This window comes from Oryzophilus luti (genome assembly GCF_059726245.1).
In genome coordinates, this window is sequence record NZ_AP040874.1 from 3,600,930 (window position 1) to 3,621,423 (window position 20,494).

Genomic DNA, 20,494 nt, shown 5'->3' on the forward strand with positions numbered 1-20,494 from the left:
GGAGCACTATGGCACGTTCAACGAAAAAAGGTCCGTTCATTGACAGCCACCTGGCGGAGAAGGTCGAAGGCATGAACGCGCGCAACGAGAAGAAAGTCGTTCGCACGTGGTCGCGCCGCTCGACCATCATCCCGGAGATGGTGGGACATACATTGGCCGTTCACAACGGCAAAAAATTCATCCCCGTGTACGTCACCGAGAACATGGTGGGTCACAAGCTGGGCGAGTTCAGCTTCACCCGCACGTTTAAGGGACACTCGGTGAAGGCTGCCGCGGAGACCACGGCCAAGCCGGCGGCGAAATAGGTCGGGGAAGGAAGATAGATGGCTATGGAATTCACAGCAAAAGCCCGGTTCCAGCGGGTCTCGCCGCAGAAGGCGCGCCTGGTGCTGGACCTGATCAAGGGCCAGCGGGTGGAGACGGCGTTGACGACGCTGGCGTTCACCAAGAAGGGCATCGCTCCGGCCGTCGAGAAGCTGCTGCGCTCGGCGCTGGACAACGCCAAGTACCTGAGCACGGAAAAGGACGTCGACATCGACATCGACCGGCTGTACGTAAAGTCGGCGGTGGCCAACGACGGGCCGCGCATGAAGCGCATCCGCCCGGCGCCGATGGGCCGTGCCTACCGTTACCAGCGTCGCATGGCGCACATGGAGATCGTGCTGGCGGAGAAGCCGTCGGGCCTGAAGGCCGGCGGCGAAGGCGAGCCGAAGAAAGTCGCAGCCAAGAAGGCACCGGCCAAGAAGGCGGCTGCCAAGAAGGCTCCGGCGAAGAAGGCTGCCGCGAAGAAAGCTCCGGCAAAGAAGTAGTGACGATGCGCGCCTGGCGCGTGTCCCGAGAAATCGAGCGGCCCTGAGCGGCCGCGGAGAGAACAAACGATATGGGACAGAAAGTCCATCCTTACGGATTCCGCCTCGGCTACACCAAGCCGTGGAAATCGCGGTGGTTCATGGACCGCGACTTCGACAAGATGTTGATCGAAGACGTCAAGCTGAAGGAAGAGCTGAAGGAAAAGCTCAAGTCGGCCGGCGTCAGCTCGATCGAGATCGAGCGTCCGGGTAACAAGCTGCGCATCATCATCCGCACGGCCCGCCCGGGCATCATCATCGGCCGCAAGGGCGCCGAGATCGACAAGCTGAAGCAGGACATGCAGAAGCGCACCAGCCGTGAAGTGCACGTCGACATTCTCGAAGTGCACAAGCCGGAACTGGACGCGCAGCTGGTGGCCGAGTCGATCGCGCTGCAGCTGGAAAAGCGCGTCGGCTTCCGCCGCGCCATGCGCAAGTCGGTCGACAGCGCTCTGCGCTTCGGCTGCAAGGGCATCAAGGTTCGCGTCTCGGGCCGCTTGAACGGCAATGAAATCGCCCGTTCCGAGTGGTACCTCCAGGGCCGTCTGCCGCTTCACACCCTTCGTGCGGATATCGACTACGGCTTTGCCGAAGCGCGCACGACCTACGGTGTGATCGGCGTGAAGACCTGGGTCTACAAAGGCGAGATCCTGAACCAGAAGCGCCGCGAACCGCAACAGGCGGCCGCGCCGAGTTTCTAACTGGTCCCTGGCCCCGCAGGGGGCCGGACCCGCATCATGACGGCCAGCTATGCGCAAGCGCGCGGGCCGGGAACTGAGAACTGCATATGTTGATGCCGAAGAAAGTGAAGTATCGCAAACAGCAGCGCGGACGCATGGCCGGCAAGGCTTGGCGTGGCAGCGACCTGTCGTTTGGCGATTACGGCCTGAAGGTGATGGAGCCGGGCTGGATTACCGACCGGCAAATTGAAGCGGCGCGTGTCGCCATGACCCGCTTTGTCAAGCGTGGCGGCAAGATCTGGATCCGCCTGTTCCCTGACAAGCCGGTGACCAAGAAGCCGGCCGAAACCCGTATGGGCAAGGGCAAGGGCGCACCGGATCACTGGGTCGCCGTCGTTCGCCCGGGCAAGGTCCTGTTCGAAATGGAAGGCGTCAGCGTGGCTGATGCGCAGGAAGCCATGCGGCTGGCCTCGCACAAGCTGCCGCTGGTGACCAAGTTCGTGGCGCGCGAGACCGCTCACTAGAAAGCCAGCGCCCGTTGAGGGGCGGCCGGCCGCACCGGAGAACCCGTCTTTTTTAAGATGGAGGCCAACGGACAGCCGGCAGAGATGAGATACTAAGATGAAACCGGAAAAGATTCGCAATTTGACCGACGCCGAGCTGAAGCATCAGGAAGCTGAACTCAGCGACGAGCTCTTCAAGCTCAAGTTCCAGTTGAACATGGGCCAGACCGAGAGCCTGAAGAAGATTCGCGGCCTGCGCAAGGACATCGCGCGGATCAAGACGATCCAGCGCGAGAAGCAGATCGCCGGAACGGAGACCAAGTAGCCATGAGCGAGACAGAACAGAAGAGCAGCGGACGCAAGGAAATGGTCGGCCACGTGGTCTCGACGAAGATGGCCAAGACGATTGTGGTGGAAGTGCGCAGCCAGAAGGCGCACCCGCTCTACCGCCGCGTCGTGGCCCGCTCCAAGAAGTTCTACGCGCACGACGAAGAGCAGACCGCGCATGTGGGCGATGTGGTGCGTATTGAAGAGACGCGCCCGTTGTCGCGCCTGAAGCGCTGGAAGCTGGCGGAGATCGTGAAGCGCTCGAAGCTGGCTGGCGGCGAGCCGGCGGCGGAGCAGAAGAACTAGCTTGCATCTGCGGCGGGCGAGAGCCGGCCGCAGTCAACTCCGCCCACTCCGTGGAAACGGAAAGTAGCGGATGAGCCGCGCCAAAGCGCGGCGATCAGGAGACAGAACCATGGCAGTGATGATGAGAAGCATTTTGGAGGTTGCCGACAACAGCGGCGCCCGCAAGCTTCAGATGATCCTTCCCGTCGGCGGCTCCACCGGCCTGAACGCCGGGCTGGGTGACGTTGTGACGGCGGCGGTGAAGGAAGCGTCGCCGGACGGCAGCGTCAAGAAGGGTTCGGTGGTGAAGTGCGTGATCGTGCGCACCCGCAAGGAACACCGCCGCAAGGACGGCAGCTACATCCGCTTCGACCAGAATGCGGCCGTGCTGATCGACGCCTCCAACGAACCGGTGGGAACCCGCGTGTTCGGACCGGTGGCGCGCGAACTGCGCGAGAAGAAGTTCCTGAAGATTGTGTCCCTGGCCCCGGAAGTCCTGTAGGCCGGAGAGTTGAGTACGCTGACTTGTAAGAACGGCAAGTCAGTCCGCAGATGACAAGCGAGCGAGGCTCGGTGTCATCAGGAGAGGAAGCAATGGCAACCGTTGACATTCGCCGCAACGATCAGGTTGTGGTTATCGCCGGCAAGGACAAGGGCAAGCAGGGTCGCGTGCTGCGTGTCGAACCGGCCAAGTCGAAGATTCTGGTCGAGCATGTGGGCGTGGTGAAGAAGAACGTCCGCCCCAACCCGCAGAAGCAGATCAAGGGCGGCATCGCCGAGCAGGAGAGCGCGATTGCGATCTCCAACGTGATGCTGTACTGCGGCAGCTGCAGCAAGCCGGCGCGCGTCGGTCACGAAGTCCGTGGCGAGAAGAAAGTGCGCGTCTGCAAGCGTTGCGGGAACACGCTCGAGAAATAACTCCGGGGCTTGCCCGCCGGGCTGCGGCAGCCGCCGCACCGGAAGGCAGCACCGGAAATTGACGACCTCACGAAACCGTAACGCGCAAGCCGAACCGGAGACCGTGAGAGAAAGTGACAAGAGAAATGGCTGAGAAGGAAAAGAAGCCACAGCAGGCCAAGGCCTCGGCAAAGCCCAAGAAGGCCGCCGCTGAACCGGAAGCCCACCACGCCGGTGACAAGCCGGCCCGCCCGAAGCTGAATAACGATGCCAGCGCTCGCCTGCGCAAGCGCTACTTCGCCGAGGTTCGCCCGGCGCTGATGAAGGAACTGGGCATCGCCAACATGATGGGCGCGCCCCGCCTGGTGAAGGTGGTCATCAACATGGGCGTGGGCGAAGCCACGCAGAACGCCAAGGTTCTGGATCCTGCCGTGCAGGAACTGGGCCAGATCACGGGTCAGAAGCCGGTGGTCACCAAGGCGAAGAAGTCCATCGCGGCCTTCAAGGTTCGCGAGGGCATGCCGATCGGCTGCATGGTCACCCTGCGCGGCGACCGCATGTACGAGTTCCTGGACCGCCTGATGAACGTGGCTCTGCCCCGCGTGCGCGACTTCCGCGGCGTGAGCAGCCGCAGCTTCGACGGTCGCGGCAACTACACGCTCGGCCTGCGCGACCAGTTGATCTTCCCCGAGATTGATTACTCGAAGATCGAAAAGCAGAAGGGCATGAACATCACGGTGGTCACCACGGCAGAGTCCGACGACCACGCCCGCGCGCTGCTCAAGGCGCTGGGCATGCCGTTCCGCCAGCAGTAAGCGAGTTTTTGGGGCGGGAGCTTCGGCGCCCGCCCGCTTGATTCACCGGTTTTGATCGCGCATCCAAGGATGCGCATGGAAAAGGAAACGATGGCCAAGACATCGAGTGTTGCCAAGGCGAACAAGACTCCCAAGTTCTCCACGCGCCAGCACAACCGCTGCAAGCTGTGCGGGCGTCCGCGGGCTTACCTGCGCAAGTTCGGCATCTGCCGCTTGTGCTTCCGCGGACTGGCGCTGCGTGGTGAGATTCCTGGGGTTTCCAAGTCGTCCTGGTAAACGGAATCCCTGACGAGCGGGGGTGAGCCCCGCGAAGGCTGGCACGTGGCCCAGGGCGCAAGCCAGGGCCGTTCCGCCGCAAGGCGGAAGTGAGAATACGTCGCCGCAGGTTCTTTCCCGGGGGAGGCAGGCCGAAAGGCAGAAGCTGAACCCATCGCGCCAGGCCAGCGTGCGCGAGAAAGAGAACGGGCGATGATTTCAGGAGAGCAACAATGAGTTTTACTGATCCGGTAGCAGATTTCCTGACCAGAATCCGCAATGGCATCAAGGCGCGTCACCAGAAGATCGACGTGCCCACCTCCAAGCTGAAGCTGGAATTGGCGCGCATTCTGAAGGAAGAGGGCTACATCGCCAACTACAAGCCGGTGGAAGAAGAAGGCAAGAAGCTGATCCGCGTGTACCTGAAGTACACCCCGGACAACTCCGGCGCCATCAGCCACGTCACGCGCGTGTCGCGTCCGGGCTGCCGTGTTTACGTCGGCAAGAACGAGATTCCCCGCGTTCTGGGCGGTCTGGGCATCAACATCCTGACCACTCCGAAGGGCGTGATGACCGGCAAGCAGGCGCGCAAGGAAGGCGTCGGCGGCGAGATCCTCTGCGAGATTTACTAACCAACAGTTCCGCCTGTTCGCGCAGGCGGAACGAGCAGACGTGCCCCGGCAACGGGGCCGGAAGCCCGCGACGGACCTGGTTCCGCGCGGTGTGGAGAGAAAGAAATGTCGAGAATTGGTAAGAAGCCGATTGCCCTTCCCAAGGGCGTGACCTTCCAGACCGAAGGCAACACCGTTACCGTGAAGGGCCCCAAAGGCTCGGTGACCAACCATCTTCCCGCCGGCGTCAAGCTGGAGGAGAAGGACGGCAACCTGCTTGTGGAGCGCGAGAGCGACCAGTTCGCCGCCGTGCACGGCCTGACCCGCGCCCTGGTGAACAACGCGGTTCACGGCGTCACCGCCGGCTGGACCCGCGATCTTGAGATCGTCGGCATCGGCTACCGCGCCGAGCTGAAGGGCAAGGGCATCGTGGTCTTCACCCTTGGCTATTCGCACCCGATCGAGTACCCGCTGCCGACCGGCATCGAGTGCGCCATCGACCCGAAGCAGACCAAGCTGACGCTGACCGGCATCGACCGCCAGAAGATCGGACAGGTTGCAGCCGAAATGCGTGCCCTGCGTTCGCCGGACCCGTACAAGCAGAAGGGTGTCCGTTACGCGGGCGAGAAGCTGAAGAAGAAGGTTGGCAAGACCGGCGCGAAGTAGTTGCCGCATAACCGGGCGTCTGAGCCCGGTTGGCAACTACCCTGAGCACGCAGTGCGAAGGGTCTCTTCACGGAAGAGCAAAGCGCCTCCACCTTGAACGCGAAAGCGGTGCAGGGTGGGCAGGAACAAGTTTCACCGGCCGCCAGCGGAGCACCCCATCAGTCTCCGCCGGCGGCATGACCAAGACTGGAGCAGAAAGGCAGCGGATGAGATTCCGCCACCCCTGCTCCCCTAAAACCGGTCCCCGGTATGGCCCGCGCGGCCAGTCCCGGGAGTCGGCCGGAGAGGACGAGAAACAAAATGCATTTGAAGACTTCCAAGGACGCGACCCGGGTCAAGATCCACACCCGTATTCGCAAAAAGATTGCCGGCACCACCGAGCGTCCGCGCCTGAACGTATTCCGCTCGGTGAACCACATCTACGCGCAGGTGATCGACGACAGCAAGCACGCGACGCTGGTTGCGGCCAGCACGCTGGAGCTGGGCAAGCAGGCGGATGGCAAGAAGCACATCACCGGCGGCAATGTGGCCAGCGCCAAGCAGGTGGGCAAGACGATTGCCGAGCGCGCCAAGGCCAAGGGCATTGAGACGGTTGTGTTCGATCGTGGCGGCTATCTGTACCACGGGCGCATCAAGGCCCTGGCAGAGGCGGCACGCGAGGCGGGCCTGAAGTTCTAGCGCATTCTGTCGCCGGGAGGGCCGCCGCATGGGCGGGGCACTCCGGCAGGCGACGCGAGGTTCACGCGGGCGAGGCGCAAGCCGTTAGTTCGCAGAAGTCAGGCAGGCTGAATCGGCAGTCTGCCAGGAGAATGAACAGGAAATGGCAATCGTTAAGAAAAAGCTCGATGCCGCACAGTACAACCTGAAGGACCAGGTGGTCGCCATCAACCGCGTGACCAAGGTGGTCAAGGGCGGCAAAAACATGTCGTTCGCGGCGCTGGTTGTCATCGGCGATCCGTCCGCGGCCGTGGTCGGCTATGGCAGCGGCAAGGCCAAGGAAGTTCCGCAGGCCATCCGCAAGGGCATTGAATCGGCGAAGAAGAACCTGATCAAAGTGAACATGAATGAGACGTCGATTCCGCACGTCTCGCTGGGCCGCTATGGCTCCGGCCGGGTTCTGCTGAAGCCGGCTCCGGAAGGCACCGGCGTCATCGCTGGCGGTGCTGTTCGCGCCGTGATGACCTCCGTGGGTATCCAGAACATCCTGACCAAGTCGATTGGCACCACCAATCCTCACAACGTGATCAAGGCGACGTTTGACGCGCTGAAGAAGCTGCGCGACAAGCAGGAAGTCGCCGCCAATCGCGGCAAGTCCGTGGAGGAGCTCTAAACCATGGCTCGCATTCGAATCAAGACGCCCAAGGTAGAGGCGCCGGCCGGCGCGAAGATCCAGTTGAAGTACGTCCGCTCGGCCATCTGCGCCCCGAAGAAGCAGAAGATTGTCGTCAAGGGTCTCGGCTTTACACACCTGAACCAGGTGGTGGAGCGCGTGGACACGCCGGCCGTCCGTGGCATGGTTGCCAAGGTGCCGCACCTGGTCGAGATCGTCGGCAAGTAGGTGGCCTGCGCCGCTTTGGCGGCCGCAGAGCGTTCCATGCCAGCCGCCATTGAGGCGGCGAAGCTGGAACACCCTACAGGAAACAACCGAGTCCCCGGTTCATCCGCCGGGGGCGTCAGGCAGCAAGGCGCGCCGATGGTGCGCGCCAGCGGAGATAGAAGGCAATGAATCTTTCGGAAATTCGTAAACCCAAGGGCTCGAATACCAAGCGCAAGCGCATCGGACGCGGCATGGGTTCGGGCATGGGCAAGACCTCGACCCGCGGCCACAAGGGCCAGGGCTCGCGTTCCGGCTCCAGCCTCATGCGCGGTTTTGAAGGCGGCCAGATGCCGCTGCAGCGCCGCATGCCGAAGCGCGGCTTCACCAACATCTTCAAGAAGGAATACGCGGTGGTGAACCTGTCGCGCCTGGCCGAGCTGGGCGTGGCCGAGATCACCCCGGAAGTGCTCAAGGAGCACGGCGTGATCAAGAACCTGCGCGGCCTGGTGAAGGTACTGGGCGTGGGCGAGCTGACGACGGCGTTGAAGGTGAAGGCGCACAAGTTCAGCGAGACGGCAAAGGAAAAGATCACCAAGGCGGGCGGTTCCGTCGAGGTCATCGCGTAACTGAATCCCTTCGCCCGCCAGAGGCGAAGATTCCCGGCCCGGGTGACCCCGGGCCGGAAAAGATGAGGCCCTTATAACTATGTTCGAGAAGCTGGCGAACATCTTCAGGATTCCAGATCTCCGCAAGCGCGTGATCTTCACGCTCGCGCTGCTGGCGGTCTATCGCATCGGCGCCCACCTTCCCACCCCCGGCATTGACACGGCCGCGTTGCAGCGTCTGTTCGATATGCAAAAGGGTTCGGTGCTGGGCTTCGTGGATCTGTTCAGCGGCGGTAACCTGCGCCGTCTGACCATCTTCGCCCTGGGCATCATGCCCTACATCACCGCCTCGATCATTCTGCAGTTGCTTACCGTGGTCTACGAGCCGCTGGCGCGCTTGCAGAAGGAAGGTGAACTGGGCCGCAAGAAGATCACGCAGTGGACCCGTTATCTGACGGTCATCCTCAGCGTCTTCCAGTCGCTGGCCATTGCCAATATGCTGCAGGCGGCCGGAGCAAGCGGTGAGCGCTTGGTCATCAACCCGGGCATCGGCTTTGTGCTGATGACGGTTCTGACCCTGACCACCGGCTCGGCTTTCATCATGTGGCTGGGCGAGCAGATCACCGAACGCGGCATCGGCAACGGCATGTCGCTGCTGATCTTCACCGGCATCGTGGTGGGCCTGCCGCACGGCATTGCCGACCTGGTTGACAAGGTGAAGAACGGTTCGCTGGCGGGCATGGGCTCGTTCAGCTTCCTCGGCCTGCTGATCCTTCTGGTGATCATGATTGCCGTGGTGGCCTTCATCGTTTACGTGGAGCGCAGCGAGCGCCGCATTCAGGTTCAGTACGCCAAGCGCGTGGTGGGCCGCAAGATGATGGGCGGGCAGTCGACCCATCTGCCGCTGAGGGTCAACTCCGGCGGCGTGATGCCGGTCATCTTTGCCAGCTCCGTGCTGGCGCTGCCGCAGACCGTGGCCCTGATGCTGAAGAACAAGGCCTGGTACGTAGGCTCGGTTCTCGAGAAGGTCATGGATGCAATGCGCTGGGGAGAGCCGCTGTACACGCTGCTCTACGCGCTGGGCATCATTTTCTTCGCCTTCTTCTATGTCTCGATCGTCTTCAACCCGAATGACGTTTCGAGCAACATGCAGAAGTACGGTGGATTTATTCCGGGTATCCGTCCGGGACAGCGCACGGCGAACTTCATCAACGACGTGCTGACGCGCATCACCCTGGTGGGCGCACTGTACCTGATCGTGATCTCGATCATTCCGGAATGGATGATCGCCGGCTTCCACCTGAACCATCTGTATGGCGCGGTCGGCCGGTTCTTTGACCACCTGCCGGGCTTCATCCTGAACGGCTTGGGTGTCAACTTCTACTTCGGCGGCACGTCGTTGCTGATCGTGGTGGGCGTTGCCATGGATACGGTCAACCAGATTGAGTCGCAGTTGATCATGCGGCATTACGAAGGATTTACACCGCGGAGTGGAAGAATTAGGGGTCGCCGCACGTGGTAATCGTGGTAGAGTCGTGAACTTTGGGGCTGGGCAGCAGAAGGCTGTTTTGCACCTGGAGGAAATCGGATGGCTACTACGACTATGAGACCTGAGGTGGAACCGACGGTGACTACAAAGACCAAACAGGTCGGAATGCTGATTCTGTTGGGACCGCCGGGGGCCGGCAAGGGAACACAGGCGAAGATCATCGCCGAGCAATACGGCATCCCTCAGATCTCAACCGGAGATATTCTCCGGGCGAACGTAAGCAAGGGTACGGAACTGGGCCAGAAAGCCAAGCAGATCATGAGCGCCGGGGAGCTGGTTCCCGATACGCTGGTCTGCGACATGGTGGCCGACCGGCTGGCTGAGCCGGACTGCAAGGCGGGGTATATCCTCGACGGATTCCCGCGGACAGTCGGTCAGGCCGAGTGGCTGGACCAGTTCCTGACTACCCAGTTCTTTGAGAACGGGCAGGCCTTCGGGGCGCCCATTGTGGTGCAGTTTGCAGTAGAGTATAATGCTCTATTGCAAAGGCTTACCGGACGTCGTAGTTGTCCCACCTGCGGACGGATTTACAACGTTCATTTTCAGCCGCCACAGACCCCCGGCATCTGTGATGTCGATGGGAGCGGGCTTATCACGCGCAAGGATGACCGAGACGAGGTCATTGCCGAGCGATTGAAGACCTATGAGGAGCAGACGCTGCCGCTGGTGGATTACTACCAGAGGCGTGGACGTCTGCGAGTGGTAAATGCCGACCAAGCGCCGGAGCAGGTCACGGCGGAGATGGTGGCAGCGATCGAGAATGGCAATCGTTTGTAAGTCGTCGGGCGAAATTGAGCGGATGCGGCGCAGCGGTCACGTGGTGCGCCAGGTACTGGACGCGATGAAGGAAATGATCGCACCGGGCCTGACCACAATGGACCTGGAGCGCGTGGCGGAAAAGAAAACGCGCGAACTGGGCGCGAAGCCGGCATTCAAGGGGTATTACGACTACCCCTGCGTGCTGTGCACCTCGGTCAACGAGGAAGTGGTGCACGGAATTCCGTCCGAGCATCGCGTACTGAAGGCGGGCGACATTGTGTCGATCGACTTCGGCGTGGTGATGGACGGCTACTTCGGAGATTCGGCGATCACCGTTCCGGTGGGCGACGAGTTGACGGACGAGAAGCGCAAGCTGATCGAAGTCACCGAGCAGTCGCTGTACAAGGGCATTGAAGAGGCCCGGGTCGGCAACCGGCTGGGTGACATTGGCGCGGCGGTGCAGGAATACGTCGAGGCCAACGGGTTCAGCGTGGTTCGGGACTTTGTGGGGCACGGCATCGGCACCAAGATGCATGAGGATCCTCAGGTTCCCAACTACGGCCAGCGCAATCACGGACTGAAGCTGCGTGAAGGCATGGTGCTAGCCATCGAGCCGATGGTCAACGCCGGCAGCTACGGCGTGCGGGTGCTGGGCGACAAGTGGACGGCGGTGACCGAAGACGGCAAGCCGAGCGCCCACTTTGAACACAGCGTCGCAATCACCAAAGATGGTCCGGTGATTCTGACGGTTTAAAAGAAAGGGCCAGGGCGGCCCTGCAAGCGTGTTGCACGCATGCCCAACTGGGAACTGGGAAACAGGCCCCAGGACAATTTTTCGGAGATGCATGAGCAAGGAAGACGCGATTGAAGTGATGGCAGTGGTGATCGAACCGCTGCCCAATGCGATGTTCAAGGTGAAGCTGGAGAACAACCACGAAGTGCTGGCCCATGTCTCCGGCAAGATGCGCAAGAACTTCATCCGTATTCTTCCCGGGGACCGGGTGGCGGTGGAACTGTCGCCGTACGACCTGAACCGGGGACGCATCGTGTACCGGTATAAATAACAAGCTTTTGGCGAACGCTCGCCGAATGCAGTTCTCAGTTCGCTGGGAACTGAGAATGCAGAAAAGCAGGAAAAGATCATGAAGGTACGGGCTTCGGTCAAGAAGATTTGTGACAAGTGCAAGGTCATCCGCCGCCACGGTGTGGTGCGCGTGATCTGCGAGAACTCGAAACACAAGCAGCGCCAGGGCTGAGCTGGCGGGAGTAAAGGAACCACATGGCACGTATTGCAGGCGTCGATCTTCCTCGTAACAAGCAGGCCAAGATCGCGCTGACTTACATTTTCGGCATCGGTGACACGCGCGCCGCCAAGATTCTGGCGGCGGCCAACGTCGATGCAATCAAGAAGGTTTCCGACCTGAGCGAAGAGGAAGTCAATCGCATCCGTCAGGTCATCGAAGAAGGCGAAGCGGTCGAAGGCGATCTGCGTAAGAACATTTCGCTGCACATCAAGCGCCTGATCGAAATCGGCTCCTACCGTGGAAATCGGCACCGTCGCAGCCTGCCCGTTCGCGGACAGCGCACGCACACCAACGCCCGCACCCGCAAGGGACCGCGCAAGGGCACGGTGGCCAACAAGAAGAAGGCCACGGCGAAGTAAGCCATCACAGTCCGGCCCGCAACCCGCGCCAACGGCAGGTATGGGCAGGCGAGAAATTGGAACGGAGCAGCAGAAGCCTCAGGCAGTGCGGCTCCGGCAATGACAGGAAACTGAGAGTCTATGGCAAAAGCAGCAGGATCCGCCGCGGCGGACAAGAAGGGCAAGACCGGAAAGAAGTTCAAGAAGAAGGAGCGCAAGCACATTCCTCACGGAATCGTGACGGTCAACGCGTCCTTCAACAACACTATCGTTACCATCTCGGACCCCAGCGGCAACGTGATTTCGTGGAAGAGCTCGGGCTCGCTCGGCTTCCGCGGTTCGCGCAAGGGCACTCCGTTTGCCGCGCAGCAGGCAGCGATGAACGCCGCCAACATGGCTCGCGAGCATGGTCTTCGCTCGGTTGACGTTCGCGTCAGCGGTCCGGGCAGCGGCCGTGAATCGGCCATCCGTGCGCTGGCCGCCGCCGGTATCGACGTTCGCTCGATCAAGGACACCACGCCGGTTCCGCATAACGGCTGCCGTCCGCCGAAGCGCCGCCGCGTGTAGTTTCACGTTGACTGCTTCCCGCGCCCAAGTGGTTTGCCTCAGCTCGCAAACCCCGACCCGCGAAGCCGCAACGTTTGAGACGATTCGACATTGACTGATCGGGACTGAAGGGAGGCCAACTCCCGTAAACCGATCCCCAGCCCGAAGGAGAAGGTAAGTTGGCTCGTTACAAAGATGCCGTATGCCGCCTGTGCCGCCGCGAGGGAACCAAGCTGTTCCTGAAGGGCGCCAAGTGCTTCACCGACAAGTGTCCGGTTGAGAAGAGGAATTTCGCTCCCGGACAACATGGCAAGGACCGCAAGGCGAAGGTTGTGGGTTACGGCCTGCAGCTGCGCGAGAAGCAGAAGGCCAAGCGCATGTACTTTGCGCAGGAAGGCCAGTTCCGCAATTACTTCGAGAAGGCCGCCCGCACCAAGGGCGTGACCGGCGAAATCCTGCTGCAGCAGCTCGAGCGTCGTCTGGACAGCATTGTCTACCGCCTCGGCTTTGCCGTTGCCCGCCGCCAGGCACGCCAGCTTGTGCGCCACGGCCACATCGCCGTGAACGGCCGCAAGGTGAACATTCCATCTTTCCAGGTGAACGTGGGCGATGAAATCGTCGTTCGCGAAGGCAGCCGCAAGATCCCAACGATCGAAGCCGCGAAGGAATTCGCCGGCGGACAGCAGCAGCCGACCTGGCTGGAGATTGACCGCGACAACTTCAAGGGCCGCGTTCTGTCTCTGCCCAAGCGCGAAGACATCAACATCCCGGTCAACGAACAGTTGATCGTCGAACTGTACAGCAAGTAGCCGTAGGCGCGCAGTACAGCGGTGCGAACCCCGCACGAATGGCGGTTCGCGCAGTCCGACAAGAACTTGAGCGGTGGCTCACGCCGCCGCTCACCTTACTCTCGACCAGATCCGCCGGCCCCCAAGCGGGAGCCGTGCCGCATGGTTGAAGAACAAGGAGAAAAGAATGCTCTGGAAAGGTTTCCAAAAGCCGAAGCGCCTGGCGTTTGACAGCGAGTCACTGACCGACAAGTACGGTCACTTCTGGGCTCAGCCGTTCGAGCGCGGATTCGGCACCACGATTGGCAACGCACTGCGCCGCGTGCTGCTGAGCTCGATTGAGGGCGCCGCCGTCACCGCCGTCAAGATTGAAGGCGTGCTGCACGAGTTCCAGTCGATTCCGGGCGTGGTTGAGGACGCCACCGACATCATCCTCAACCTGAAGCAGATTCCGTTCAAGCTGGCGGGCGACGCGCCCAAGGCGATCTACCTGCGCGCCGACCAGCCGGGCGTCATCACCAGCGGCATGATTGAAGCCGACGGCGATGTCGAGGTGCTGGACAAGGACGTCTACATCGCGACCATCAGCGAAGGCGGCAAGCTGGACATGGAGATGCGCCTGAAGAAGGGGCGCGGCTATGTCTCGGCCGACAAGAACTTCGACGAGGACCTGGGACTGGGCTTTATTCCCATCGACTCGGTGCACTCGCCGGTGCGCAAGGTGAACTACTCGGTTGAGGCTGCCCGCCTCGGCCAGATCACCGATTACGACAAGCTGGCAATCGAAGTCTGGACGAACGGTTCGGTTTCCCCGCAGGACGCCGTGGGCCTGGCAGCCAAGCTGCTGAAGGACCACATGAACATCTTCATCAACTTCGAGGAAGAAGTTGAGGCCGCCAGCGGAACGGACATGAGCAAGCCCGAAATCCGCAACGAGAACCTCAACCGTTCGGTCGAAGAGCTGGAGCTGTCGGTCCGCAGCTACAACTGCCTGAAGAACGCCAACATTCAGACCATCGGCGAACTGGTGCAGAAGACCGAAGCCGAGATGCTGAAGACGAAGAACTTCGGCCGCAAGTCCCTCAACGAGATCAAGGAAATCCTGTCCTCGATGGGGCTGAGCTTGGGCATGAAGATCGACGAGCATGGCAACGCCGTGCCCGCCGCTCCCGGCACCACCGGTCCGGTTTCGCCGCTCGGCGGCGGAGAAGGTTTCGGCGGCGGCTTCTAGGCCACAAGGGTTTGGCTGCCGCGCGCGCAGGCCTGCGGCAGCCGCAAGATCGTGCAGTTGGCCCCTCGGGGCCGGATTACAGAATTGAACCAGCCTGCGCGCTGGTCGTCATCAAGGATTGAACTATGCGTCATCGTGTAGCTGGTTGGAAACTGGGCCGCAATACTTCGCACCGCCGCGCTCTGCTGCGCAACCTCGTCACCTCGCTGATCGTCGAGGAGCGCATTGAGACCACCGTGGTGAAGGCGAAGGCCATGCGGTCGCACGTGGAAAAAATGATCACCCTGGCCAAGAAGGGCGACGTTCACTCGCGCCGTCAGGCGGCAGCCTTCCTGCTGACGCCCGAGTCGGTCGACAAGCTGTTTGCCTCCATCGGGCCGCGCTTCGGCGACCGCAACGGCGGTTACACCCGCATCACGCTGACCGGCTTCCGCCGCGGCGATGGCGGCGAAAAGGCGTTCATTGAGATTCTCGGCAGCGAGAAGACCATTGACGCCAAGCGCGAAAAGCGTGCCGAAGCCCGTGCCAAGCGCGCCGAAGAAACGCGCAAGGCAATGGAAGAAGCCAACGCCCAGGCCGCCGCAGAGGCAGCCCCGGCCGACGAAAAGAAGTCCGAGTAACTCCCGCCCGGCCGCGCCGGGAGAGAAGTGCTCCACACGTTGTAGGGCTAAGAATCACAGATGGCCGTGCGAAAGCACGGCCATTGCTTTTTGCGGGAAACCTAGAGCATCGGCTCGTCGGCGGAGGGGCCGTAGAGCGCGGGCACCGGGATGCCGTGCGCGCGCAGGTAAGTGGTCAACTGGGCGCGGTGGTGAACCAGGTGGTTCAGGCACATGCCGCGCAGCACGTCATAGCGGGGCATCGCAAAGTAAACTTTCTCGCCCTGACGCAGCGTCCAGGTTTCGGCCAGTTGGGCGTCGGTGGCCTTGCTAAGCAGGTCGCGTGCGACGGGCACCAGCTTGTCGAAGGTGGAAAGCAGTTCGGCGTGGCTGTCGACCTTCGGATAGTCCATCGGTTTGTCGAAGTCGATCTCGCTGGTTGTCAGGGTGCCGATGATGAAGTCGGGCAGGGTGGCAACGTGTCCGGCGAGCCAGCCAAAGCTGCCGGATTTCGCGTCAGGCTTCCAGTCCCAGTGTTCGGCGGGAACGCGCTCCAGCGTCTTGCGCGTCATGGCCATCTCGTTGTCATACTCCCGCAACAACAGCTCATTCAGAGACATTCGCAGGTCCTCCTTCTTGCTTTGCCCATGGGCAACCCGCAAGTATACGCGAGTGCACGGAGGCGGGCGTTACAGCCGAAACAAAAATGAAACACCGGGCGACTAGAATAGAAAGCATGGTTGAGAAGCAGACGGAGGAAGAGGTTCCGCGGCAGCCGCGCAACGTACACATCTTTGGCGCCACGTCGCTGTTCAATGACACGGCGAGCGAGATGGCCTACTGGATTCTGCCGGCGTTCCTCGGCACAATCGGCGCGGGGCCAGCGGTGCTGGGCATGATCGAAGGCCTGGCGGAGAGCATTGCGTCATTCACAAAGTTGTTCAGCGGACTGATCACGGACCATCTGCGCCGCCGCAAGCCGCTGGTGGTGGCTGGCTACATTGTGGCCAACGCGGCCAAGCCGCTGCTGGGCTGGGCAACGAGCGCATGGCATGTCTTTGGCGTGAGGTTTGCCGACCGGCTGGCAAAGGGCGTGCGCAGCGCACCGCGCGACGTGATGCTTGCAGACTCGGTGCCGCGCGACAAGGTGGGCTCGGCCTTCGGGCTGCTGCAGGCGATGGATTCAGCCGGCGCCATCCTGGGGCCGCTGGCCGCGCTGGCCATCATGGCTTCCACCTGGGGACACCACTACGGGCCGCGCGCCGTCTTCTGGGCCGCCGCCGTTCCGGGCCTGCTGACGGTGCTGATCGTCGCCTTCGGCCTGCGTGAGACCGAGCACGATCCCTCGGTCAAGAGCAAGAAGGCGAGCTTTGCCTCGCCGCGCAAGCTGGGCTTTGGTTTCTGCTACGTGCTGGTGGCCGTGGCGTTGTTTTCCATTGGCAACTCCAGCGACATGTTTCTAGTGCTGCGCGCGCAGTCACTGGGCGTGCCCGCCTACCAGACGCCGCTGATCGGGCTGGTATTCAACATCACCTACACGTTGTTCAGTTGGCCTGCTGGCTGGTTGAGCGACCGCGCGGCGCGGCAGTCGGGTGTTTCGCGCTGGCGTTATTGGATTGTGAGCGCCGGCATGCTGGTCTTCGCCGTAACCTACGCGGCATTCGCCGTGGGTATGCATCCGTGGCTGGTATTTGTGGCGATGGGCGGATACGGCATCTACTACGCGCTGACGGCGCCGGTGCTGAAGGCTGTGATTGTGGACGCGGTGCCGAGCGAGCTGCGCGGTGGAGCCTTCGGTATCTTCGACTTCACGACCAGCGTGGCCATCCTGCTGAGCAGCGTGCTGACCGGCGCGCTATGGAAGCAATTTGGCGCACGCGTGCCATTCGCGTTTTCCGCGGGGCTGGCGCTGGTGTCGGCGGCCATGCTGCTGGCTGCGCCAGACGTGATTCGAAGGGCGCGGCGGGCAGAAGCCTAGCGTCAGATGTTCAAGGCTGCCACGATAAAAGTTCAGGCCGTGCGGCTGCGGAGAAAGTTCCAGAGCCAGCAGACGGAGAGGAAGACCACGCCAGCGACGGTATCGAGCACAATGTCATGCACGGTGCCGGTGCGCGAGGGGATTGTCATCTGGTGCAGTTCGTCGAGGGTGGCAATCAACGCCACAAATCCGGCGCCCATCAGCGCCCATTGCATGCGCCAGCGCCAGGTCCAGCCTTCTGTGGTGCGGATGTGCGAACCAAGCCCGTTGCGCCAGCGGATACTGCCGCGATAGCCGCGGAAAAACAGGTAAGCGACCAGCCCATAGCCCACAACATGCCCAGTCTTGCGCGCGATCAGGTTCAGGAGGCCGAGTGCTGCGGGGGAGAGCTGAATGTGTAATGCCGCCAGAATCCCCTGCAGGAGATGACCGGTGTTGTTGCCGCTCATCATGTCGGTGGATTCGACTCGGATGATCATCAGCATGATGGCAACCGGCAGCCAATTGAGCAGCATGGCTGTCCAAGCGGATTTCGCGCGTTCTTGCACTCGGCGGGAACTCCGCAGGGCCGCGCGGGGCGGCCCTGCCGGTGAAAGGTGAATTACTCGACGCGATAGTTGGGCGCTTCGCGCGTGATGGTGACGTCGTGGACGTGGCTTTCCTTCAGGCCCGCGCCGCTGATGCGCACGAACTTCGCCTTCTGCTGCAACTCGGGGATGGTGCCACAACCAACGTATCCCATGCCGCTGCGCAGACCGCCCACGAGCTGGTGAACCATCATGGCCACGGTGCCGCGGTAGGGCACGCGGCCCTCAATGCCCTCCGGCACCAGCTTGGCCAGGCGGTTGCCTTCGCCTTCCTGCTCACCAATGCGGAGATCCGGGGTATCATCCACGCTCTGGAAGTAGCGCTCGCTGGAGCCGTTGGCCATGGCGGCCAGCGATCCCATGCCGCGATAGCTCTTGAAGGTGCGGCCCTGATACAGAATAGTTTCGCCCGGGCTTTCCTCGGTGCCAGCCAGCAGCGAGCCGATCATGACGACCGATGCTCCGGCGGAAATGGCTTTGGTGATGTCTCCGGAGTACTTGATGCCACCGTCGGCGATGATGGGCACGCCGGTATCGCGCGCCGCGCGCGAAGCCTCAGCGATGGCCGTGATCTGCGGCACGCCCACGCCGGTAACGACGCGGGTGGTGCAGATGGAGCCAGGGCCGATGCCGACCTTGATGCCGTCAGCGCCAGCCTTGATGAGCGCGGCCGCCGCTTCATAGGTAGCCACGTTGCCAGCCAGCAGGGATACTTCGGGCAGGTTGCGCTTGATGGTGCGAACCGCATCGAGCACGCGGCTGGAGTGGGCGTGCGCGCTGTCGATGGCGAGCACATCGGCCTTCTGGCGTACGCACTCCTGCGCGCGCTCCAGAAAGTCTCCGGTGGCGCCGATGGCGGCTCCGACGCGGAGGCGTCCCTGCTCGTCCTTGGCGGCGTTCGGGTACTTCAGTTTCTTCTGGATGTCCTTGACCGTGATGAGGCCCTTGAGTTCGTACTTGTCATCGACGACGAGGAGTTTTTCAACGCGGTGCTGGTGGAGGATGTGCGAGGCCTGTTCGAGGGTGGTGCCGACCGGAACGGTGATGAGATTTTCCTTGGTCATCACCTGGCTGACGGGAATGTCGGTTCGCGTCTCGAAGCGCAGGTCGCGGTTGGTCAAAATGCCGACCAGCTTCCTGTTCTTGGTGACCGGCACGCCGGAGATGCGGTAACGCTTCATGACCTCGAGCGCATCGGCGATCAACTGTTCGGGCGCGATGGTGATGGGGTCGACGATCATGCCGCTCTCAGAGCGCTTGACCTTGTCGATCTCACCGGCCTGCTGCTCAATGGTGAGATTGCGATGAACAATGCCAAGGCCGCCTTGCTGGGCCAGGGCAATCGCCATGCGCGACTCGGTGACCGTGTCCATGGCCGCGCTGATCAGGGGAATATTCAGGGAGATGCTGCGGCAAAGCTGCGTCTGCGTGTTGACTTCGGCGGGTACTACTTCGGACTCAGCCGGAAGCAGCAACACGTCATCGAAAGTAAGCGCTTCGGGTACAGGAAAGTTAATCATCTTTTTTTGTCCAGCGGGTATCCGTCTATTGTAGAAAGCCCGTCGTAAGAGTGCAAACCGTGTGTGCCGGAGATGGCGCGTGGGTGTGCACGATTGGAACGGAAAACGGCCGCTTTGGGCGGCCGTCTGCAAGCAATCTCTGCACCTTACTGCTGCTGGGCCTTGCCCCGGTGCGTGAACTTGGGCAGGACAAATTCCTGCAACACACCGCTCAGGACACGTTCTGCGGTGCTGACTGCGAAGTTGGTGAACACCAGCGACGCTCCGCGATCACGGCTCGGATAATAAAGGTTCGAGAGCGCGGCCTGCGAAAGGTCGCCACCAAGGCTGCTGACGTTGGGCTGCCACTTACCGTTGTCTCCTTTACAGATGAACGGGTGGGAGGCGGCATAGAGCAGGCGCGAGCGGGTGGAACCCGTCCCCTTGTAGAAGTAGCGCGGGTCCTGATGCAGCAGCGAAGGCAAAATGGCTCCGCCGATGAGGATGTTGCTGAAGCCGTCGGCCCCAATGGCGCCAACACGCTGCCCGAAAGCGCCCCAGCCTTGTCCAAAGGCAGGCGTATCTGCGGCCTGGTCAATAGCGGCCAGCGTGCCAACGCCGATCAGGGTTACCGGGTCTGCCGCCAGGCGCATGGCCAAGTGAAACTTGGCGCGGACGGTCAGCGGCTCAGGCTTGGTGAAGCTACCGGTCACTGGGTCAAAGCTGTCATATACAACGTAGAAGTTCGGCACGATGCCAAGCACGCGCTGAGCTTCTTCGGTGTGCACCTGCTCCAGGGCAATTTCCTCAGCGGTGTAGTTGACGTTCACCACGGTCTCGGTGACCACGCGCATGCGCACACCGGGCAGAATGAGGAACTGGCCGGGAGTGAGCACGATGGCGTCCGAGGTCCAAGAGGCAAAGCCTTTCAGGGTGCAGGTGACCTTATAGCTGACGCCGGGCTTGAGGCCCTTGAAGGAGAAAAAGCCCGAATCGCCGGACTGCACAGTCTGGCGGTCGGCGGATGTGGGACCTTGGAGCACGATGTTGACGCCGGGCAGAATCGCGTCGTTGGTGTCCGTGGTGGTGCCCTCAATGCTGCCGGGCTGCGATGGGGCGTCGGCCTGTGCGGCGGATGCCGAAGAGGGGGGAGGAGCCTGGGCCAGCGCAGAATTCAGCGCAAAACAACACAGCACAACAAGCGCAATTGCAAATTTTGAGAAACGAAGATATAGGGTACGGCTCAAAGTGATCCTTCCGTGAGCACCTGCCTGGCTCGCTTTCTGT

31 protein-coding genes are annotated in these 20,494 nt (G+C 61.8%); 27 read left to right on the forward strand and 4 right to left on the reverse strand.

Annotation, left to right across the window (positions count from 1 at the left end):
- Nucleotides 1-8 precede the first annotated feature (8 nt).
- The 26 genes from rpsS to rplQ all read left to right on the forward strand — a co-directional run bounded on the left by rpsS (nt 9) and on the right by rplQ (nt 15,164).
- Entirely contained in the window at nt 9-305 is a 297-nt protein-coding gene (gene rpsS / locus AC6IZO_RS15360) for a 30S ribosomal protein S19 (protein ID WP_497806171.1), read from the forward strand.
- 24 nt (nt 306-329) lie between these two features.
- Nucleotides 330-809, forward strand: coding sequence for a 50S ribosomal protein L22 (gene rplV, locus AC6IZO_RS15365; protein ID WP_497809978.1), 480 nt, complete (start codon nt 330-332; stop codon nt 807-809).
- Between the two features lie 71 nt (nt 810-880).
- Nucleotides 881-1,549, forward strand: a complete 669-nt coding sequence (rpsC, locus tag AC6IZO_RS15370) for a 30S ribosomal protein S3 (protein WP_497806173.1) — start codon at nt 881-883, stop codon at nt 1,547-1,549.
- Between the two features lie 86 nt (nt 1,550-1,635).
- Nucleotides 1,636-2,052: a 50S ribosomal protein L16 gene (gene rplP, locus AC6IZO_RS15375; RefSeq protein ID WP_497806175.1), complete on the forward strand. Its 417-nt coding sequence runs from the start codon at nt 1,636-1,638 to the stop codon at nt 2,050-2,052.
- A 97-nt stretch (nt 2,053-2,149) separates the two neighbouring features.
- The gene (gene rpmC, locus AC6IZO_RS15380; RefSeq protein ID WP_497806177.1) at nt 2,150-2,356 is read left to right on the forward strand and encodes a 50S ribosomal protein L29; all 207 of its coding nucleotides are present in this window, start codon (nt 2,150-2,152) and stop codon (nt 2,354-2,356) included.
- 2 nt (nt 2,357-2,358) lie between these two features.
- Nucleotides 2,359-2,664, forward strand: coding sequence for a 30S ribosomal protein S17 (gene rpsQ, locus AC6IZO_RS15385; RefSeq protein WP_497806179.1), 306 nt, complete (start codon nt 2,359-2,361; stop codon nt 2,662-2,664).
- Between the two features lie 109 nt (nt 2,665-2,773).
- Complete coding sequence (rplN, locus tag AC6IZO_RS15390; RefSeq protein WP_497806181.1) at nt 2,774-3,145, forward strand: 50S ribosomal protein L14; 372 nt, start codon at nt 2,774-2,776, stop codon at nt 3,143-3,145.
- A gap of 92 nt (nt 3,146-3,237) precedes the next feature.
- Complete coding sequence (gene rplX, locus AC6IZO_RS15395; RefSeq protein WP_497806183.1) at nt 3,238-3,561, forward strand: 50S ribosomal protein L24; 324 nt, start codon at nt 3,238-3,240, stop codon at nt 3,559-3,561.
- A 125-nt stretch (nt 3,562-3,686) separates the two neighbouring features.
- The gene (rplE, locus tag AC6IZO_RS15400) at nt 3,687-4,355 is read left to right on the forward strand and encodes a 50S ribosomal protein L5 (protein WP_497806185.1); all 669 of its coding nucleotides are present in this window, start codon (nt 3,687-3,689) and stop codon (nt 4,353-4,355) included.
- 75 nt (nt 4,356-4,430) lie between these two features.
- Nucleotides 4,431-4,631 carry a type Z 30S ribosomal protein S14 gene (locus AC6IZO_RS15405; RefSeq protein ID WP_497806187.1) on the forward strand — a complete coding sequence of 67 codons (201 nt, stop codon included), beginning with the start codon at nt 4,431-4,433 and terminating at the stop codon, nt 4,629-4,631.
- 212 nt (nt 4,632-4,843) lie between these two features.
- Nucleotides 4,844-5,242, forward strand: coding sequence for a 30S ribosomal protein S8 (gene rpsH, locus AC6IZO_RS15410; protein WP_497806189.1), 399 nt, complete (start codon nt 4,844-4,846; stop codon nt 5,240-5,242).
- Nucleotides 5,243-5,347: 105 nt separating this feature from the next.
- Nucleotides 5,348-5,887 carry a 50S ribosomal protein L6 gene (gene rplF, locus AC6IZO_RS15415; RefSeq protein WP_497806191.1) on the forward strand — a complete coding sequence of 180 codons (540 nt, stop codon included), beginning with the start codon at nt 5,348-5,350 and terminating at the stop codon, nt 5,885-5,887.
- A 300-nt stretch (nt 5,888-6,187) separates the two neighbouring features.
- Nucleotides 6,188-6,565 carry a 50S ribosomal protein L18 gene (gene rplR / locus AC6IZO_RS15420; protein WP_497806193.1) on the forward strand — a complete coding sequence of 126 codons (378 nt, stop codon included), beginning with the start codon at nt 6,188-6,190 and terminating at the stop codon, nt 6,563-6,565.
- A 142-nt stretch (nt 6,566-6,707) separates the two neighbouring features.
- On the forward strand, nt 6,708-7,217 hold the full coding sequence (gene rpsE, locus AC6IZO_RS15425) for a 30S ribosomal protein S5 (RefSeq protein WP_497806195.1): 510 nt from the start codon (nt 6,708-6,710) through the stop codon (nt 7,215-7,217).
- Nucleotides 7,218-7,220: 3 nt separating this feature from the next.
- Nucleotides 7,221-7,445, forward strand: a complete 225-nt coding sequence (rpmD, locus tag AC6IZO_RS15430; RefSeq protein ID WP_497806197.1) for a 50S ribosomal protein L30 — start codon at nt 7,221-7,223, stop codon at nt 7,443-7,445.
- Between the two features lie 164 nt (nt 7,446-7,609).
- On the forward strand, nt 7,610-8,050 hold the full coding sequence (gene rplO / locus AC6IZO_RS15435; protein ID WP_497806199.1) for a 50S ribosomal protein L15: 441 nt from the start codon (nt 7,610-7,612) through the stop codon (nt 8,048-8,050).
- Between the two features lie 79 nt (nt 8,051-8,129).
- Nucleotides 8,130-9,551 carry a preprotein translocase subunit SecY gene (gene secY, locus AC6IZO_RS15440; protein ID WP_497806201.1) on the forward strand — a complete coding sequence of 474 codons (1,422 nt, stop codon included), beginning with the start codon at nt 8,130-8,132 and terminating at the stop codon, nt 9,549-9,551.
- A gap of 66 nt (nt 9,552-9,617) precedes the next feature.
- The gene (locus AC6IZO_RS15445; protein ID WP_497806203.1) at nt 9,618-10,355 is read left to right on the forward strand and encodes an adenylate kinase; all 738 of its coding nucleotides are present in this window, start codon (nt 9,618-9,620) and stop codon (nt 10,353-10,355) included.
- The gene (gene map / locus AC6IZO_RS15450; protein WP_497806205.1) at nt 10,339-11,091 is read left to right on the forward strand and encodes a type I methionyl aminopeptidase; all 753 of its coding nucleotides are present in this window, start codon (nt 10,339-10,341) and stop codon (nt 11,089-11,091) included. The genes AC6IZO_RS15445 and map overlap by 17 nt, the downstream gene beginning before the upstream one ends.
- A 91-nt stretch (nt 11,092-11,182) precedes the next feature.
- Nucleotides 11,183-11,401 (forward strand): translation initiation factor IF-1, encoded by a 219-nt coding sequence (gene infA / locus AC6IZO_RS15455; protein ID WP_497806207.1) that lies wholly within the window; start codon nt 11,183-11,185, stop codon nt 11,399-11,401.
- A gap of 78 nt (nt 11,402-11,479) precedes the next feature.
- Nucleotides 11,480-11,593 carry a 50S ribosomal protein L36 gene (gene rpmJ / locus AC6IZO_RS15460; RefSeq protein WP_497806209.1) on the forward strand — a complete coding sequence of 38 codons (114 nt, stop codon included), beginning with the start codon at nt 11,480-11,482 and terminating at the stop codon, nt 11,591-11,593.
- A gap of 23 nt (nt 11,594-11,616) precedes the next feature.
- The gene (rpsM, locus tag AC6IZO_RS15465; RefSeq protein WP_497806211.1) at nt 11,617-12,000 is read left to right on the forward strand and encodes a 30S ribosomal protein S13; all 384 of its coding nucleotides are present in this window, start codon (nt 11,617-11,619) and stop codon (nt 11,998-12,000) included.
- A gap of 120 nt (nt 12,001-12,120) precedes the next feature.
- Nucleotides 12,121-12,546, forward strand: coding sequence for a 30S ribosomal protein S11 (rpsK, locus tag AC6IZO_RS15470; protein ID WP_497806213.1), 426 nt, complete (start codon nt 12,121-12,123; stop codon nt 12,544-12,546).
- Between the two features lie 158 nt (nt 12,547-12,704).
- Complete coding sequence (rpsD, locus tag AC6IZO_RS15475; RefSeq protein WP_497806215.1) at nt 12,705-13,334, forward strand: 30S ribosomal protein S4; 630 nt, start codon at nt 12,705-12,707, stop codon at nt 13,332-13,334.
- A 166-nt stretch (nt 13,335-13,500) separates the two neighbouring features.
- Complete coding sequence (locus AC6IZO_RS15480; protein WP_497806217.1) at nt 13,501-14,544, forward strand: DNA-directed RNA polymerase subunit alpha; 1,044 nt, start codon at nt 13,501-13,503, stop codon at nt 14,542-14,544.
- Between the two features lie 125 nt (nt 14,545-14,669).
- Nucleotides 14,670-15,164 (forward strand): 50S ribosomal protein L17, encoded by a 495-nt coding sequence (gene rplQ / locus AC6IZO_RS15485; protein WP_497806219.1) that lies wholly within the window; start codon nt 14,670-14,672, stop codon nt 15,162-15,164.
- A gap of 101 nt (nt 15,165-15,265) precedes the next feature.
- On the opposite strand, the gene AC6IZO_RS15490 is transcribed toward rplQ, so the two are convergent.
- Nucleotides 15,266-15,763: a DinB family protein gene (locus AC6IZO_RS15490; protein ID WP_497806221.1), complete on the reverse strand. Its 498-nt coding sequence runs from the start codon at nt 15,761-15,763 to the stop codon at nt 15,266-15,268.
- Between the two features lie 116 nt (nt 15,764-15,879).
- On the opposite strand from AC6IZO_RS15490, the gene AC6IZO_RS15495 reads away from it, so the two are divergent.
- On the forward strand, nt 15,880-17,121 hold the full coding sequence (locus AC6IZO_RS15495; protein WP_497806223.1) for an MFS transporter: 1,242 nt from the start codon (nt 15,880-15,882) through the stop codon (nt 17,119-17,121).
- Nucleotides 17,122-17,153: 32 nt separating this feature from the next.
- On the opposite strand, the gene AC6IZO_RS15500 is transcribed toward AC6IZO_RS15495, so the two are convergent.
- The 3 genes from AC6IZO_RS15500 to AC6IZO_RS15510 all read right to left on the reverse strand — a co-directional run bounded on the left by AC6IZO_RS15500 (nt 17,154) and on the right by AC6IZO_RS15510 (nt 20,403).
- Nucleotides 17,154-17,636 (reverse strand): VanZ family protein, encoded by a 483-nt coding sequence (locus tag AC6IZO_RS15500; RefSeq protein WP_497806225.1) that lies wholly within the window; start codon nt 17,634-17,636, stop codon nt 17,154-17,156.
- 86 nt (nt 17,637-17,722) lie between these two features.
- A complete protein-coding gene (guaB, locus tag AC6IZO_RS15505; protein ID WP_497806227.1) occupies nt 17,723-19,228 on the reverse strand; it encodes an IMP dehydrogenase in 1,506 nt (501 codons plus the stop codon).
- 146 nt (nt 19,229-19,374) lie between these two features.
- Nucleotides 19,375-20,403, reverse strand: coding sequence for a carboxypeptidase-like regulatory domain-containing protein (locus AC6IZO_RS15510; RefSeq protein WP_497806229.1), 1,029 nt, complete (start codon nt 20,401-20,403; stop codon nt 19,375-19,377).
- Between the last annotated feature and the right edge of the window lie 91 nt (nt 20,404-20,494).